General features: G+C 55.3%; 13 protein-coding genes, 1 tRNA gene and 2 rRNA genes. 15 read left to right on the forward strand and 1 reads right to left on the reverse strand.

Annotated elements, in window-relative coordinates; translation table 11 throughout:
* Positions 1–150: 150 nt before the first annotated feature.
* The 10 genes from RBH71_RS08685 to RBH71_RS08730 all read left to right on the forward strand — a co-directional run bounded on the left by RBH71_RS08685 (position 151) and on the right by RBH71_RS08730 (position 9,902).
* Positions 151–2,957: ribosomal RNA gene (locus RBH71_RS08685) — 23S ribosomal RNA — on the forward strand.
* 220 nt (positions 2,958–3,177) lie between these two features.
* Positions 3,178–3,292, forward strand: a 5S ribosomal RNA gene (gene rrf / locus RBH71_RS08690).
* A gap of 226 nt (positions 3,293–3,518) precedes the next feature.
* Positions 3,519–3,595 (forward strand) — tRNA-Met (locus tag RBH71_RS08695).
* A 310-nt stretch (positions 3,596–3,905) separates the two neighbouring features.
* Complete coding sequence (locus RBH71_RS08700) at positions 3,906–4,340, forward strand: acetyl-CoA carboxylase biotin carboxyl carrier protein (protein WP_003518009.1); 435 nt, start codon at positions 3,906–3,908, stop codon at positions 4,338–4,340.
* Positions 4,340–5,728, forward strand: coding sequence for an acetyl-CoA carboxylase biotin carboxylase subunit (accC, locus tag RBH71_RS08705; RefSeq protein WP_003518010.1), 1,389 nt, complete (start codon positions 4,340–4,342; stop codon positions 5,726–5,728). Before RBH71_RS08700 ends, accC begins: the two co-directional genes overlap by 1 nt.
* The gene (locus RBH71_RS08710; protein ID WP_003518011.1) at positions 5,725–6,153 is read left to right on the forward strand and encodes a hypothetical protein; all 429 of its coding nucleotides are present in this window, start codon (positions 5,725–5,727) and stop codon (positions 6,151–6,153) included. Before accC ends, RBH71_RS08710 begins: the two co-directional genes overlap by 4 nt.
* Positions 6,150–6,857: a 5-oxoprolinase subunit PxpB gene (gene pxpB / locus RBH71_RS08715; RefSeq protein ID WP_003518012.1), complete on the forward strand. Its 708-nt coding sequence runs from the start codon at positions 6,150–6,152 to the stop codon at positions 6,855–6,857. The genes RBH71_RS08710 and pxpB overlap by 4 nt, the downstream gene beginning before the upstream one ends.
* Positions 6,854–7,849 (forward strand): biotin-dependent carboxyltransferase family protein, encoded by a 996-nt coding sequence (locus RBH71_RS08720; RefSeq protein ID WP_003518013.1) that lies wholly within the window; start codon positions 6,854–6,856, stop codon positions 7,847–7,849. The genes pxpB and RBH71_RS08720 overlap by 4 nt, the downstream gene beginning before the upstream one ends.
* A 30-nt stretch (positions 7,850–7,879) precedes the next feature.
* Complete coding sequence (locus RBH71_RS08725) at positions 7,880–8,647, forward strand: 5-oxoprolinase subunit PxpA (protein WP_003518014.1); 768 nt, start codon at positions 7,880–7,882, stop codon at positions 8,645–8,647.
* Between the two features lie 49 nt (positions 8,648–8,696).
* The gene (locus tag RBH71_RS08730) at positions 8,697–9,902 is read left to right on the forward strand and encodes a pyridoxal phosphate-dependent aminotransferase (RefSeq protein ID WP_003518015.1); all 1,206 of its coding nucleotides are present in this window, start codon (positions 8,697–8,699) and stop codon (positions 9,900–9,902) included.
* A gap of 45 nt (positions 9,903–9,947) precedes the next feature.
* On the opposite strand, the gene nac is transcribed toward RBH71_RS08730, so the two are convergent.
* A complete protein-coding gene (gene nac / locus RBH71_RS08735; protein ID WP_003518016.1) occupies positions 9,948–10,853 on the reverse strand; it encodes a nitrogen assimilation transcriptional regulator NAC in 906 nt (301 codons plus the stop codon).
* Between the two features lie 210 nt (positions 10,854–11,063).
* Between nac and RBH71_RS08740 the strand changes: the two genes are divergently transcribed.
* From RBH71_RS08740 to RBH71_RS08760, 5 genes are read left to right on the forward strand one after another with little or no spacing between them, the layout of a single operon-like run.
* Positions 11,064–11,843, forward strand: coding sequence for an SDR family oxidoreductase (locus RBH71_RS08740; protein ID WP_003518017.1), 780 nt, complete (start codon positions 11,064–11,066; stop codon positions 11,841–11,843).
* Positions 11,840–12,547: an amino acid ABC transporter permease gene (locus RBH71_RS08745; RefSeq protein ID WP_003518018.1), complete on the forward strand. Its 708-nt coding sequence runs from the start codon at positions 11,840–11,842 to the stop codon at positions 12,545–12,547. The genes RBH71_RS08740 and RBH71_RS08745 overlap by 4 nt, the downstream gene beginning before the upstream one ends.
* Complete coding sequence (locus RBH71_RS08750; protein WP_003518019.1) at positions 12,544–13,302, forward strand: amino acid ABC transporter permease; 759 nt, start codon at positions 12,544–12,546, stop codon at positions 13,300–13,302. Before RBH71_RS08745 ends, RBH71_RS08750 begins: the two co-directional genes overlap by 4 nt.
* A complete protein-coding gene (locus RBH71_RS08755) occupies positions 13,299–14,060 on the forward strand; it encodes an amino acid ABC transporter ATP-binding protein (protein WP_003518020.1) in 762 nt (253 codons plus the stop codon). The genes RBH71_RS08750 and RBH71_RS08755 overlap by 4 nt, the downstream gene beginning before the upstream one ends.
* A gap of 30 nt (positions 14,061–14,090) precedes the next feature.
* Complete coding sequence (locus RBH71_RS08760; protein ID WP_323687252.1) at positions 14,091–14,927, forward strand: ABC transporter substrate-binding protein; 837 nt, start codon at positions 14,091–14,093, stop codon at positions 14,925–14,927.
* Positions 14,928–14,973 lie beyond the last annotated feature (46 nt).

Here is a 14,973-nt window from a genome sequence, read left to right on the forward strand (position 1 = left end):
CTTAATGATACGACCTCGAAGTGCACCGGCGTGCCTTCAAAGAGGATTGTATCGAACACGTCGATGTCATCAGGAGATGATCTGGTTGTAAAAGGTAACCGGATTGCCGTTCCTTTGGAACGGCTATGGATGAGCATAGACAATGAGAACGAAGAAGTGAATTAAGGGCATTTGGTGGATGCCTTGGCATGCACAGGCGAAGAAGGACGTGATACGCTGCGAAAAGCCGTGGGGAGCTGCGAATAAGCTTTGATCCATGGATCTCCGAATGGGGCAACCCACCTTAAATGCTTGGAAAATCCAGTCTGTTTTATGAACGGCCTGGGTTTCCAAGCATTGTGATAAGGTATCTTACTTTCGAATACATAGGGGTAAGAAGCGAACGCAGGGAACTGAAACATCTAAGTACCTGCAGGAAAGGACATCAACCGAGACTCCGTAAGTAGTGGCGAGCGAACGCGGACCAGGCCAGTGGCAATGATGAATAAAGCGGAACGATTTGGAAAAGTCGGCCATAGAGGGTGATAGCCCCTTACGCGTAGAACAGTCATTGTCCTTGAGTAGGGCGGGGCACGTGAAATCCTGTCTGAACATGGGGAGACCACTCTCCAAGCCTAAGTACTCGTGCATGACCGATAGCGAACAAGTACCGTGAGGGAAAGGTGAAAAGCACCCCGACGAGGGGAGTGAAATAGAACCTGAAACCGGATGCCTACAAACAGTCGGAGCCCGCAAGGGTGACGGCGTACCTTTTGTATAATGGGTCAACGACTTAGTGTAACTAGCAAGCTTAAGCCGGTAGGTGTAGGCGCAGCGAAAGCGAGTCTGAATAGGGCGATTGAGTTAGTTGCATTAGACCCGAAACCGAGTGATCTAGCCATGAGCAGGCTGAAGGTTGGGTAACACCAACTGGAGGGCCGAACCCGTATCTGTTGCAATAGATTGGGATGACTTGTGGCTAGGGGTGAAAGGTCAATCAAACTCGGAAATAGCTGGTTCTCCGCGAAATCTATTTAGGTAGAGCGTCGACCGAATACCCTCGGGGGTAGAGCACTGGATGGGCTATGGGGACTCACCGTCTTACTGATCCTAACCAAACTCCGAATACCGAGGAGTACTAGTCGGCAGACACACGGCGGGTGCTAACGTCCGTCGTGAAAAGGGCAACAACCCTGACCTCCAGCTAAGGTCCCCAAGTCATGGCTAAGTGGGAAAGGATGTGAGGATCCCAAAACAACCAGGATGTTGGCTTAGAAGCAGCCATCATTTAAAGAAAGCGTAACAGCTCACTGGTCTAAATAAGGGTCTTTGCGCCGAAAATGTAACGGGGCTAAAGCCATGCACCGAAGCTGAGGATGTGACAGTTGTAGTGACTGTTGCGTGGTAGCGGAGCGTTCCGTAAGTCTGTGAAGGCGGACCCGTGAGGGCTGCTGGAGATATCGGAAGTGCGAATGTTGACATGAGTAACGATAAAGGGAGTGAGAGACTCCCTCGCCGAAAGACCAAGGGTTCCTGCTTAAAGTTAATCTGAGCAGGGTTAGCCGGCCCCTAAGACGAGGCGGACACGCGTAGTCGATGGGAACCACGTTAATATTCGTGGGCCTGGTGGTAGTGACGGATCTCGTGTGTTGTACATTCTTACTGGATTGAATGTGCGGCGAAGAGGTTCCAGGAAATAGCTCCACCGTATAGACCGTACCCGAAACCGACACAGGTGGTCAGGTAGAGTATACCAAGGCGCTTGAGAGAACTATGTTGAAGGAACTCGGCAAATTGCACGCGTAACTTCGGAAGAAGCGTGACCCCATTTTACGCAAGTATGATGGGGTGGCACAGACCAGGGGGTAGCGACTGTTTATCAAAAACACAGGGCTCTGCGAAGTAGCAATACGACGTATAGGGTCTGACGCCTGCCCGGTGCTGGAAGGTTAAAGGGAGGGGTGCAAGCTCTGAACTGAAGCCCCAGTAAACGGCGGCCGTAACTATAACGGTCCTAAGGTAGCGAAATTCCTTGTCGGGTAAGTTCCGACCTGCACGAATGGCGTAACGACTTCCCCGCTGTCTCCAACATAGACTCAGTGAAATTGAATTCCCCGTGAAGATGCGGGGTTCCTGCGGTCAGACGGAAAGACCCCGTGCACCTTTACTATAGCTTTACACTGGCATTCGCCAAGGCATGTGTAGGATAGGTGGTAGGCTTTGAAGCAGGGACGCCAGTTCTTGTGGAGCCATCCTTGAAATACCACCCTTATCTTCGTGGATGTCTAACCGCGGTCCGTTATCCGGATCCGGGACAGTGTATGGTGGGTAGTTTGACTGGGGCGGTCGCCTCCGAAAGAGTAACGGAGGCGCGCGATGGTGGGCTCAGACCGGTCGGAAATCGGTCGTCGAGTGCAATGGCATAAGCCCGCCTGACTGCGAGACTGACAAGTCGAGCAGAGACGAAAGTCGGTCATAGTGATCCGGTGGTCCCGTGTGGAAGGGCCATCGCTCAACGGATAAAAGGTACGCCGGGGATAACAGGCTGATGACCCCCAAGAGTCCATATCGACGGGGTTGTTTGGCACCTCGATGTCGACTCATCGCATCCTGGGGCTGGAGCAGGTCCCAAGGGTATGGCTGTTCGCCATTTAAAGCGGTACGTGAGTTGGGTTCAGAACGTCGTGAGACAGTTCGGTCCCTATCTGCCGTGGGTGTAGGAATATTGACAGGATCTGTCCCTAGTACGAGAGGACCGGGATGGACGTATCTCTGGTGGATCTGTTGTCCTGCCAAGGGCATAGCAGAGTAGCTATATACGGAATGGATAACCGCTGAAGGCATCTAAGCGGGAAACCAACCTGAAAACGAGTGTTCCCTATCAGAGCCGTGGAAGACGACCACGTTGATAGGACGGGTGTGGAAGCATGGCAACATGTGAAGCTTACCGTTACTAATAGCTCGATCGACTTCTTCGTTCCCATTGTTCATGCTCATCAAAGATGAGCATCATCTGTTCTGTCCTGACGCGCATAGCGCTCCGGACGGGCCGCGCCACAGGGCGCGACGACCTCTGGTCTGTATGGCAAACATACGGGAAGGTCGCAGAAAGACGTGTTAAATTAAATGAAGCGCAAGCTTCCCAGCTTCTCGAAACAACACTCATGTGAAAACATGAACTGTGTTGCGTTTTGCCGACCTGGTGGTTATCGCGGGGCGGCTGCACCCGTTCCCATTCCGAACACGGCCGTGAAACGCCCCAGCGCCAATGGTACTCCGTCTCAAGACGCGGGAGAGTAGGTCGCTGCCAGGTCTGCAAAACGCAACAAATATCTTCTCAAGCAAACTCTTCGGCCCAGCCGATACAAAGGGCCGCTCAAAGCGGCCTTTTTGCATTGCGTAACATGAAAACATAAGGAAAACGCCTCGTGCGTCCCTTAAAGGAGACAAATCGCCTTCGGCAATTTGCTCCGGCAATATACATCACAGCCTCCCTGTGATGCAGTCGCGATAAATCCCATAGGGATTTACGCTGGTAACGCGGGGTGGAGCAGCCCGGTAGCTCGTCAGGCTCATAACCTGAAGGCCGCAGGTTCAAATCCTGCCCCCGCAACCAATATCTTCAAGACTATCAACAACAAAGCCCTCCCATCCCGGAGGGCACCTTGCGTTTAGGGCCTTGGATACCGCAAATCACTTGCTGGCGGTATAGCCACGTGGGGCTCTGATAGCGTGCAGCGGTCGATCCATTACGCACACTCGAGCTTCGCGAACTCAACGGGCTCATGGCCCCTGTTCATTGAACACCTCCATCAAAAGTTCTTCTGACCCCATCAAACAGCCTATCGTGCTAGGTCTAAGGCAGCCGAAAGTGACCCCGATCGTGCGGGATTACAGGGTGGCTTTTGACAATGCCGAGTACGCTTATGGACCTGCCGAAGATAAAGACGCTGATTGATTTTGTCGGACGAACGAACGTCACCGAACTCATGGTGACAGAGAAAAGCGTAACTGTGCGGATATTCAAAACCGCACCTCGAACAGAGACTGGCAGCAATGTCTCGGTCAAAGCCGAGGATGACGCCCTGATCGATCAGTCGGAGTCGATCCTTCCTGCCGCCACATCGGCCACTTCCGTTCATGCCCCGATTTTTGGGGTTTTGCATCGCGCTTCCGCGCCGGGACAACCTTCATTTGTCGAGGCTGGAGATGTGGTCGAGGAGGGGCAGGCCCTCTTCATCATCGAAGCCATGAAAGTCTTCAATAAAATTGTTGCGCCACGCGCTGGCCGGATCACCTATCTGACGGAGGTTGATGGTGGCGAGGTTGAGGCCAATGATTTGCTGGCGGAGATCGCGTAGTGGCGGAAGGTCTCAACACCACATCGGATATACCGGGTTTCGACACGGTCCTGATTGCCAACCGGGGTGAAATTGCTGCACGCATTCAGCGCGCCTGCCGCGAATTGGGCTTGAAGACCGTAGCCATCTGCTCTGAGGCGGACAGGCAGGCTCCATATGGCCAAACGGCTGACACCTTCCTTTGTGTTGGCCCGGCGAATGCTGCCAAGAGCTATCTCAATCAGAATGCTATCTTAATCGCTGCCCGTCTGACGGGTGCGGGTGCGATCCATCCCGGTTATGGATTTCTGTCCGAAAATGCCGCCTTTTCTCAGGCTGTCGAAGATGCCGGTCTCGTATTCATCGGTCCGGACGCAAGGTCGATCTCCACTATGGGCGACAAGATCGCTGCCAAACGGGCAATGATTGCGGCCGGTGTGCCATGTGTACCGGGACCGGATACAGCGCTTCCCGAGGATGCTGCAACGGTTGAGCGTATCGCGAATGAGATCGGCTATCCAATCATCATCAAGGCTGCGGGCGGTGGTGGCGGGCGTGGCATGCGAGTAGTGCAGGAAGCTGCCTTGCTTCATGAAGCCATTACCTTGACGAGGGAGGAGGCGAGGCAGGCTTTTGGCTCTGCTGTCCTCTACATGGAGAAGTTTCTCCAGCATCCCCGTCATATCGAGATACAGGTCTTGTGCGACACGCACGGCAATGCCGTCTGGCTTGGTCACCGCGACTGTTCGATGCAACGTCGTCATCAAAAAGTGGTCGAAGAAGCGCCAGCGCCTGGAATTTCGGTCGATGTGATCCAGCCGGTTGGTATGGCTTGCGTCGAGGCTTGCCGACAGATTGGCTATCGCGGGGTGGGAACTTTCGAATTCCTGTTTGAAGACGGCAAGTTCTATTTCATCGAGATGAATACGCGCTTGCAGGTCGAACATCCCGTCACGGAAATGACGAGCGGCATCGACATCGTTCAGGCCCAGATCAAGGCGGCGCAGGGTAAGCCTCTGGACTTGCGGCAGGCAGATGTTATCTGCGACGGGCATTCTTTCGAATGCCGGATCAATGCCGAAGATCCTGATAAGTTTCTCCCCTCGGCGGGCGTCGTGACCGATCTTGTGCTGCCGGAAGGAGAGGGGATTCGCGTCGATACCCATATCCATGTCGGCTACCGGGTGTCACCCTATTATGATTCCTTGATCGCCAAGTTGATCGTACATGCGCCGACCCGTGCTGAAGCCATGGTTAGGATGCGCCAAGCGCTTGCGGGTACACGGGTGGAGGGTATTTCGACCAATCTTCCGCTCCTGCGCGCCCTCTTTAAGGACGAGGCTTTTGCGCAGGGCGAAACAGACATTCACTATCTTGAACAATGGCTAAAAGAACGGAGCGCGGCATGAGCAGGCCCGACTTTAGCGACCCCGTCTTACTCACAGCTTTGACCGATATGCTGACGGATGCAGGCGTGGACGGCGTGGAAATCACGACGCCTGAGGGCCAGGTACGCATTATTGTTTCTGCCTCGGCAAGATCTGCAATTTCCGTCGCTGGCACTGTTTGCTCACCAAAGGCCGCTGTTTCGAAAGTGGTGGTAAAAGCGCCGATTGCCGGTCTCTTCTGCGCTTCTAAGCCTGCTCTGCCTGCAAAAACGCAAAATCTTCCGCGTTTGGTTGCTGCAGATGACGTGATTGGATTTATCCGGATCGACCACATTCTCATCCCTGTTGTCGCGGGTCGTAACGGTTCGCTCGTCAATCAGCTTGCCGTGCAGGATGCTCTGGTTGGTTTTGGTGATCCGCTGTTCGAAATCGAGCTTCAATCATGATTGCGACATCGAACACTCTAGCACCTCGTCACGAAATCCAGCCCGTCATCAAAGGCCAGGCGCGCGTTTCGTTCATAGGCTCCCGGTCATTCTTGCTCGAAGCATCCGGCGAATTTGATCTGCCAGCACAACGCTGGATCTGGGCGCTTTCGCAAACGGTAAAAGTCTGGGCAGGTGTTGCGGAAGTCATTCCCGGCATGACGAACCTTTTGGCGATTTTTAAGGAAACGCCTGAAGATCCAGAGTTCATCGTGTCTCAGTTGCTCGATGCCTGGGATAAAGCAGCCAGTCTGGATATTGTCGGGAAGACAGTTGAAATACCGGTACATTATGGGGGCGAATACGCTGCCGACCTTCCAGCCCTCTGTGATTTTTCAGGGCTGAGCGACCGCGAAGTCGTGCGGATTCACCATGAGGCGACCTACCGCGTCTTCGCGCTTGGGAGCGCGCCGGGCTTTGGCTATCTGCATGGTCTTGATGCTCGCATCTATATGCCCCGAAAAACCGTGCCATCGATCAAGATGGAAAAGGGTTGCGTGACGATCGGTGGAATGCAGACGGGTGTGGCGATGTTGACCGGACCGAATGGGTGGAATTCCATCGGTTACGCCGATTTACAGATGTTCGATCCGGCCTCTTCTTCGCCAGCTCTTTTGGCACCCGGAGATACGGTTCGCTTCATACCTACAGGGATCGAGCTATGATCGAGATTATCGAAACCGGCCCCTTCAACACCGTGCAAGACCTCGGTCGCCCCGGTTACCGTGACATCGGGGTTTCTGCTGGCGGTGCCATGGATCCTCTGTCGCTTAAGATCGGCAATATTCTGACCGGTAATGCCGCAGATGCTGCCGTTATCGAGGTCCAGACTTTTCCATTCAAATTGCGTTTTACGAAAACAGCAACATTTGCCGTTACCGGGACGGATGGGCGCCCGTTGCTTGACGGGAAAGAGCTGCTTTCCTGGTGCGCTCATATCGGCAAGGAAGGTCAGATACTGGAACTGAGGCAGCCGCCGAAACTCGCCCGCGCCTATGTCGCGGTTACGGGCGGGGTGGACGTTCCGGTTTTGATGGGATCTCGAAGCACGGCACTGCGCGGCAGTTTCGGCGGTCACGATGGGCGACCGCTTGCAAAAGGTGACAGGCTGGAAATAGGGGCTTCCGCCGATCTTTTACCACTGCCATCAAACGGGCTTGGTGTAGTTGAGCCTTCCGTGGCTTTAAGCGATATTTTCCCGCCTGTGGTGGACGGCGTTTTGCCGATACGAGCTATTCCGGCCGGTGAACAAAAGCTGTTTGCCAATGATGGCGAGGAATTCTGGAGCCAGATCTGGCGCATATCCTCCCGCAGCGACCGGACCGGTTACCGGCTGTCGGGTGATCCTATCAAACCGACCGAAACCATCGAAATGCGTTCCCACGGTGTGATGCCGGGCGTTGTACAGGTGCCGCCAGGTGGCGAGCCGATCATCCAGATGAGCGATGCAAATACGGCGGGCGGTTATCCAAAGATTGCCGGCGTGATCGAAGCCGACCTGTGGCGGTTAGGACAGGCACGCGCGGGTGGGAAGATCAAATTCGTGAGGTCCAATCACGAGGAAGCGCGTGTGGCCGAGCGGGCAGTTGCGAAATATGTCGATGATGTTCGCCAGACCTCACAAATGGTCAAGCGAGCGCTGAATGCGATGGGTTGACGGACAACCAGGGAGCAAAGCGAGGAAACGATGAAGATCGATCTGAACTCCGACATGGGCGAAGGCTTCGGTCCTTACCGGCTCTGTGACGACGAAGCGATGATGAAGATCGTATCGTCGGCTAATATTGCCTGTGGTTTTCATGGCGGCGAGCCAGATACCATGGCGCGAATGGTTCGCCTTGCCAAAGAAAATGGCGTTGGCATTGGCGCGCATCCGGGATTGCCTGATAGGGTGGGCTTCGGCCGACGCGAAATGCCCTTTCAGCCGGATGAGTTGAGACAGCAGATGCTCTATCAGCTCGGGGCCTTGATCGCGATTGCCAAAAGCGAAGGCGTCGAAGTCGGGCACTTCAGTTTTCATGCGGCCATGGGCAATATGGTCAATCGCGACCCGGCGCTTGCCGATATGATGATGAATGCCATTTCCGCCGTTGATCCGAAGCTTGTGGTGTTCGTAACGCCGGACAGCGAAATCGAGAGAGCGGCAAAACGCGCTGGATTGAAGACCCTGGCATTGTTTTTGGCCGATCGCGCCTATGACGCCAAGGGAAGCCTTGTCGCGCGGGGTCTTCCCGGCGCGCTGGTCAAGGATGAACCATCGGTGCGCGCCCGTGTCCGCCGGTTCCTGACCGATGGCACGGTCAAAGCCATCGATGGCACGATCATCACAATGCCGGCTCGCTCCATCCTCGTCCACAGCGATACGCCCGGTTCACTGGAGCTGGCGCGTATCGTGCGTAGTGAAATCAGCGCCTCCGGCGCAACGCTCGCGCCTGCCGCAGAACTCGCGTCTTAATGGGCCACTGGTTGGCCCGTTCTCTAAATCTTACTGAAAGATCATGCAGATGCCCTCTACATCAGACCGCCTGAAAAACGTTTCCATCTCCGCTTCCGCCGCCATGACCCAACGCGCCAGAGAGCTGGCCGCGCAGGGTGTCAAGGTGGTAAGCCTCTCCTCAGGTGAACCGGACTTCCCGACGCCTGCTCACGCAATTGAGGCCGCGCACGAAGCAGCCCTTGGCGGGCAGACGAAATATCCACCGATGGATGGCATGCCTGCGCTGAAAGCCGCGATTGCCAGAAAGTTCAAGCGGGACAATAATCTGACATACGATGCCAGCCAGATCATCGTTTCCGCAGGCGGCAAACAGGTAATCTTCAACGCCATGCTTGCAACCTGCAATCCGGGCGACGAGGTCGTTATTCCCACCCCGTCATGGGTCAGCTATGCGGATATCGTCAAATTCGCAGGGGGTGTTCCCGTCGCTGTGCCGTGCGTCGAACAAACCGGTTTCAAACTGCGTGCCGAAGATTTGGAAGCTGCGATTACGCCACGTACGAAGTGGCTCATTCTCAATTTTCCCAACAACCCCACCGGCGCCGCCTGCTCCCGTGCGGAGATGAAAGCAATCGCAGAGGTTATGCTGCGTCATCCCCATGTCTGGATCCTGACGGACGATATTTACGAGCATCTTGTCTATGATGGCTTCGAATTCGGCACAATTGCCGATGTTGAGCCGCGGCTTTATGACCGCGTTCTGACAATGAATGGCGTGTCGAAAGCTTACGCCATGACGGGATGGCGTCTGGGCTATTGCGCCAGCGGCTCGAAGGAACTTATCGCCGCAATAAGCAATGTAAACGGTCAGAACGGCGGCGGCATTGCCACTGTTTCGCAGGCGGCAGCGATTGCAGCGCTGGACGGTCCCCAGGATCTTCTTAAAGAACGCGCCGCTATCTATCGCGACCGTCGCGATTTTGTTCTGAGCAAACTCGGCGAGATTGACGGTTTGCGCTGCCATAAGCCGGAAGGCGCCTTTTACCTCTATCCCAATATGTCTGGGCTTATCGGCAAGACCACCAAGGGCGGACGCAAAATCGAAGGCGATGTGGATTTTGTGATGGCGCTGGTGGATGAGCATCACGTGGCAACGGTACAGGGCGCCGCCTATGGTATGAGCCCATACTTCCGGATCTCTTATGCAACGAGCATGGAGATGTTGAGCGAAGGCTGCGCCCGCATTGCGCAGTTCTGCCAGGATATGCGTTGATCCTGAAAACGATCCTTTGGCTCGGCTGCCGGGCCAAAGGATACTCTAAAGTTTCAATTTTTCCGTCAGTTCCACCAGGATATCCTTGACGGCAAAAGCCGGCTCAGACAGCGAATTCTGGTCGGACATGCAGAGCGACAGTGTTTCTTCGATCCGTGGCGACAGCAGCCGGCAAATAAGTGGTTCGCTCGTTTCCGAGACGATCCGGTTGGCAATGGCTTTTGGCATGATGGTTGCGCCGAGACCACTTGCAACGGCGCGGGCAAGCGTCCTGACGATTTCCACTTCCGCGACGACCTTCAGATTGATCCGGCTGCGGGTAAATGCCGTGTCTACAGCGCGCCGGACAAAATTATACGCGGGTGGCATCAGCATGGGCATGCCATCAAGCGCGGCGATCGGCACCGGTTTTGAATCCGCTTCGATTGCGAAATCGCGATGTGCGACAAGATAAAATTCTTCGCTGAGCATGGGCTCGAATTTTACGCCCTTGATTGGTCCGACGCCGTGGATCAAAGCCAGTTCCAGACGTCCATTCATGATCATCTGGCTATAGGTTTGTCCCACACTTTCCGTCAGGTGGATCAATATCCCCGGATGTCGCTTGCGCGTTTCCGCCAACAGCTCCACGGAAAGCGTTGCAGCGCTGCTGAATGGGACGAGACCGACAGAGACGCGTCCCGCAATTGAGTTACCCGCCGCCGATACGTCAACCTGCGCCTGTTCCATCTGGCGCAATATGATCTGTGCATGGCGGTAAACGGCATGTCCCGCATCCGTCATCGTCACGCCCTGCTGGCTGCGGATGAGCAATTTCTGGCCGAAATGATCTTCAAGCGCGGCTAGTTGCTGGCTGAGTGCCGGTTGCGCCAGATGCAGAATATCTGCGGCGCGCGTGATGCTGCCACTGTCTACGATGACGATGAATGATTTGAGACGTCTTATATCCATGCTTGGCGCAGCTTACAGGCTCGCACGCGTTTTGCAATCTGGGCGCCAGAGCGGAAAGCTCCTGCCTGGAACAAGAACATCCCGGAATCCCGTCTCTAATTGCCTGTTTGCGGGTCTCCATAAAACTTACTTATTACTCCAAAAATAATCGGTCTTAGGCAAGCAGGGAAAGCTTCGCTAGTGTTGATGGTAACAAAAAAGGGGATCAGAATGCCATTCTCCGATTACAAGACCGCTTTGGTCACCGGTGCTTCATCCGGTATCGGTGCCGCTGTCGTCGAGCGGTTTTGCCGCGAAAACATTGAAGTCCACGCGGTTGCCCGCAGCGCCGGCGCCCTGAATGAACTCGCCGAACGCACCGGCTGCATACCGCACGCGATCGACGTTACCGATCGCGCTGCAATTGCCGATCTTGCAAACAAGGTGCAGTTCGACATTCTCGTGAACAATGCCGGTGTCGACAGGCCGAAGAAGTTCCTTCAGGCGGATGCGGAGGATATCGACCTTTTGATCGATGTGAATCTCCGTGCCGTTCTCCACATCTGCCGGCTGATTGTTCCGGGCATGGTGGAGCGTGATCGCGGGCATGTCGTCAATATCTCGTCCATCGCCGGAAACTATAATTTCGGCGGCAACTCGACCTATCATGCCGTTAAAGCTGGTGTCGCCATGCTTTCGAACCAGTTGAGGCTGGATGCATTCGGCAGACGCGTCCGCGTAACGGAGATTTGCCCCGGCCGCGTGGCGACGGATATCTTCACTCACGTTCACGGCAACGATCCGAGCGTGCGCGAGCGCTTCATCGATGGTTTCGAGCTGCCGAAAGCGGAAGATATTGCCGACGCGATTGCCTTTGCCGTTGCCGCGCCAGTTTCAATGAATATCGGCCATATGGAAATTACCCCGACATTGCAGGTTATGGGCGGACTTCAGACGGCCAAACCGCAGACTGTGGCGCAAGCTGACGCAGCGAAGGAACAAAAGCCGTGAGCGGTTTCGACCTGTCGGCAATCCTGAGCGACCCGCAATATATTGCAATGCTCTGGCACGGATTGCAGATGACCTTCGTCATCTTTATCGGGTCCTGGTCTCTCGCCATGACGCTTGCGCTGGTCCTGTTATGCGTGCGGTTTTCATCGTCGCGTTTTGCTGATCGCGCCGTGGCGGCCTATGTTTCCTACCACCGCAATGTGCCCACACTCGTGCAATTGATGCTGTGGTACTTCGGGATATTCACGCTCCTGCCTTCAGGTTTGACGGACTGGCTGATCGGTCACAATGCCGAAGCGATCTTTGCCGTGGTGGGTCTTGGTCTCTGTCAGGCAGCCTATTTCAGTGAGGATCTGCGTTCAGGCCTGCGCTCCGTCAGCCCGGGACAGATGGAAGCGGCCAAGGCATTGGGCCACGGTTATCTCTCCGCGATGCGCTTCATCATCATGCCGCAAGGCGTGCGCAATGCCCTGCCGCCGCTCATCAATCACAGTGTCTCCCTGTTCAAGAACAGCAGCCTCGCCCTCATTATCGGCGCTTCCGAATTGACCCATGCCATCAAGGAAATTGAAAATCTCAGCTTCCAGACCTTCGAGATCTATCTTGTCGGAACTGTTCTGTACCTCTTCTTCTCGCTGTTGATCATGGGTGCCGGTGCGTATCTTTCGATGCGCCTTGATCCGGCGTGGAGGGCACGCGGATGATCGGCGATATGATTACCATCGTTCATGACAACTGGTTGCTGCTGCTGATCGGGCAATATCCGAACGGCCCGCTTGGAGGGCTTGCGAACACGATCATCCTGTCTGCCCTTGCCATCGCACTGGCCTTTCCTGTCAGCATCCTTATGGCGATGGCGCGCCTGTCCAAGTGGCGGCTCCTGCGGTGGCCGGTAACGGGGCTGGTCTATGTCACGCGCGGCGTGCCTTTGCTCATGCTCATCCTTTGGAGTTATTTCCTCGTTCCGCTCTGGACCGGCGCAGACGTGCCGAGCTTCGTCATCATGTTGACGACGCTTGTCATCTATCAGGGCGCATTTCTCAGCGAAGTCGTAAGAGCGGGTATTGTCGCTCTTGGTGCGGGGCAGATGGATGCGGCGAGAGCGCTTGGCCACAGCTATCTCGGTGCAATGCGCTTCATCATCTTGCCGCAGGCGCTTTACAACATGATCCCCAGCATGATCTCGACATTCGTCGCCACGATCAAGGATACGACGCTCGGTTACGTCATCAACGTACCCGACCTCACCTTTGCGGCAAGTCAGGTCAATAATCAGCTTCTGACCCAACCATTCCAGGTCTTCCTCATCCTCGCGGTTGTCTACTACGCCATTTGCTGGAGCTTGACGTATCTCGCAAATGCCGTCGAGCGGCGTATCGCCAAACGCCGTGCCGGTGTGGTCGGTCGCCGGCAACAGGCATTGCAGGCGCAGGCGAAAATCATAACGGAGCAGCCATGACAAACACGGCATCATCAACACAGCAGACCATCCGCATTTCCAATGTCTGCAAGAGTTATGGCGACTACGAGGTTTTGAAGAATGTCGACGCCGAAGTTGCGCGGGGCGAGGTTATCGTCATCTGCGGCCCTTCCGGCTCCGGCAAATCCACATTGATCCGTACCGTCAATCGTCTCGAAGAGATCAACAGCGGATCCATCACGCTCGATGGGCAGGATATTCACGCGGCAACCAAGACAAAGGAACTCAATCTTCTGCGCAGCAGAGTTGGTTTTGTGTTCCAGAATTTCAATCTCTTTCCGCACCTGTCTGTTGTCGAAAATGTCACGATTTCCCCGATCCGGGTGAAAGGCGTCGCACCTGATGTTGCCCGCCAGAAAGCTTTGAAGCTTCTGGATCGGGTAGGCCTCTCCGACAAGGCCGGGGCCTATCCGGGGCAATTGTCCGGCGGTCAGCAGCAGCGCGTGGCAATTGCGCGTGCGCTGGCCATGGAGCCGCCCGTCATGTTGTTCGATGAACCGACAAGCGCTCTTGACCCGGAAATGGTTGGAGAGGTGCTGGCCGTCATGAAGGGGCTCGCGGCAGAGGGCATGACCATGCTTTGCGTGACCCACGAAATGGGCTTTGCCCGTGAAGTTGCCGACCGCATCTGGTTCATCGACGCCGGCGAAATTCTCGAAAAAGCGACGCCGGAAGAGTTTTTCACAGCACCACGCCATCCGCGCGCGCAGCGGTTCCTTTCCGATCTGCGCCACTGATACCAATCAATCATAAGAGGAGAACTGACCATGAACTGGAAATGCCTGACACTTACCGTTGCATTGGCTGGAACCGCTCTCGCGTCACCAGCGGCGGCTGATCAACTCGATACGATCATGGCGAACAAGGTGCTTCGTTGCGCAACCTTTGCTGATGTCATGCCATTCGCGGCACCCGATCCGAAGACCCGTGAAATGGCCGGTTTTGACGTTGATCTTTGCAACGCGATCGCCAAGGAACTGGGCGTTAAGGCCGAAGTCAAACCGGTGTCGGTGGAAGCCCGTGTGCCGGAAGTCAAGCTTGGCCGCGTCGATATCACTGTCGCCAATCTCGCCTACACACAAAGCCGCGCCGAGCAGATTCAGTTCAGCGATCCCTATTATCTCGCCAAGGAAATGCTCATCGTGCCGGTTGATGATGCCGGCAAGAAGAAGTCGGATTACGAGGGCCAGCGTGTCGCCTCCACCAAGGGCTCGACCTCTGAAATGTCTATCAAGCTCAACAAGTCCGAGCCGCTGACCTTCCAGGATACTGCCTCTGCCTATCTTGCCGTTCAGCAGGGCAAGGCGCGGGGTATGGTGGCCAACACCATGACCACCACCAAGTTCGTCAATGAATCGACGACCAAGGGCAAACCGATGCGCATGATCGAGGAGCCTATGCTCTATCAGCCGATCGGTGTCGGCATGGCAAAGGACAATCCTGCCCTGACAGCGAAAATCAATGAAGTGCTGCGCACACTCGACGCCTCCGGCGAGATAAACAAAATCTGGGACAAGTGGCTTGGCCCGAATACCGAATACAAAATGACCCGTACGGACAAGGTCGTCCCGCTCTCCGAGCTGAAATTCGACCCGATCCCCTGATCCCGCCTGGCTTCAAGCCACGGCAACGATTGACACATGACAATTA

Source organism: Rhizobium sp. AN68, from assembly GCF_030758035.1.
GTDB classification, from domain to species: Bacteria; Pseudomonadota; Alphaproteobacteria; order Rhizobiales; family Rhizobiaceae; genus Agrobacterium; species Agrobacterium tumefaciens.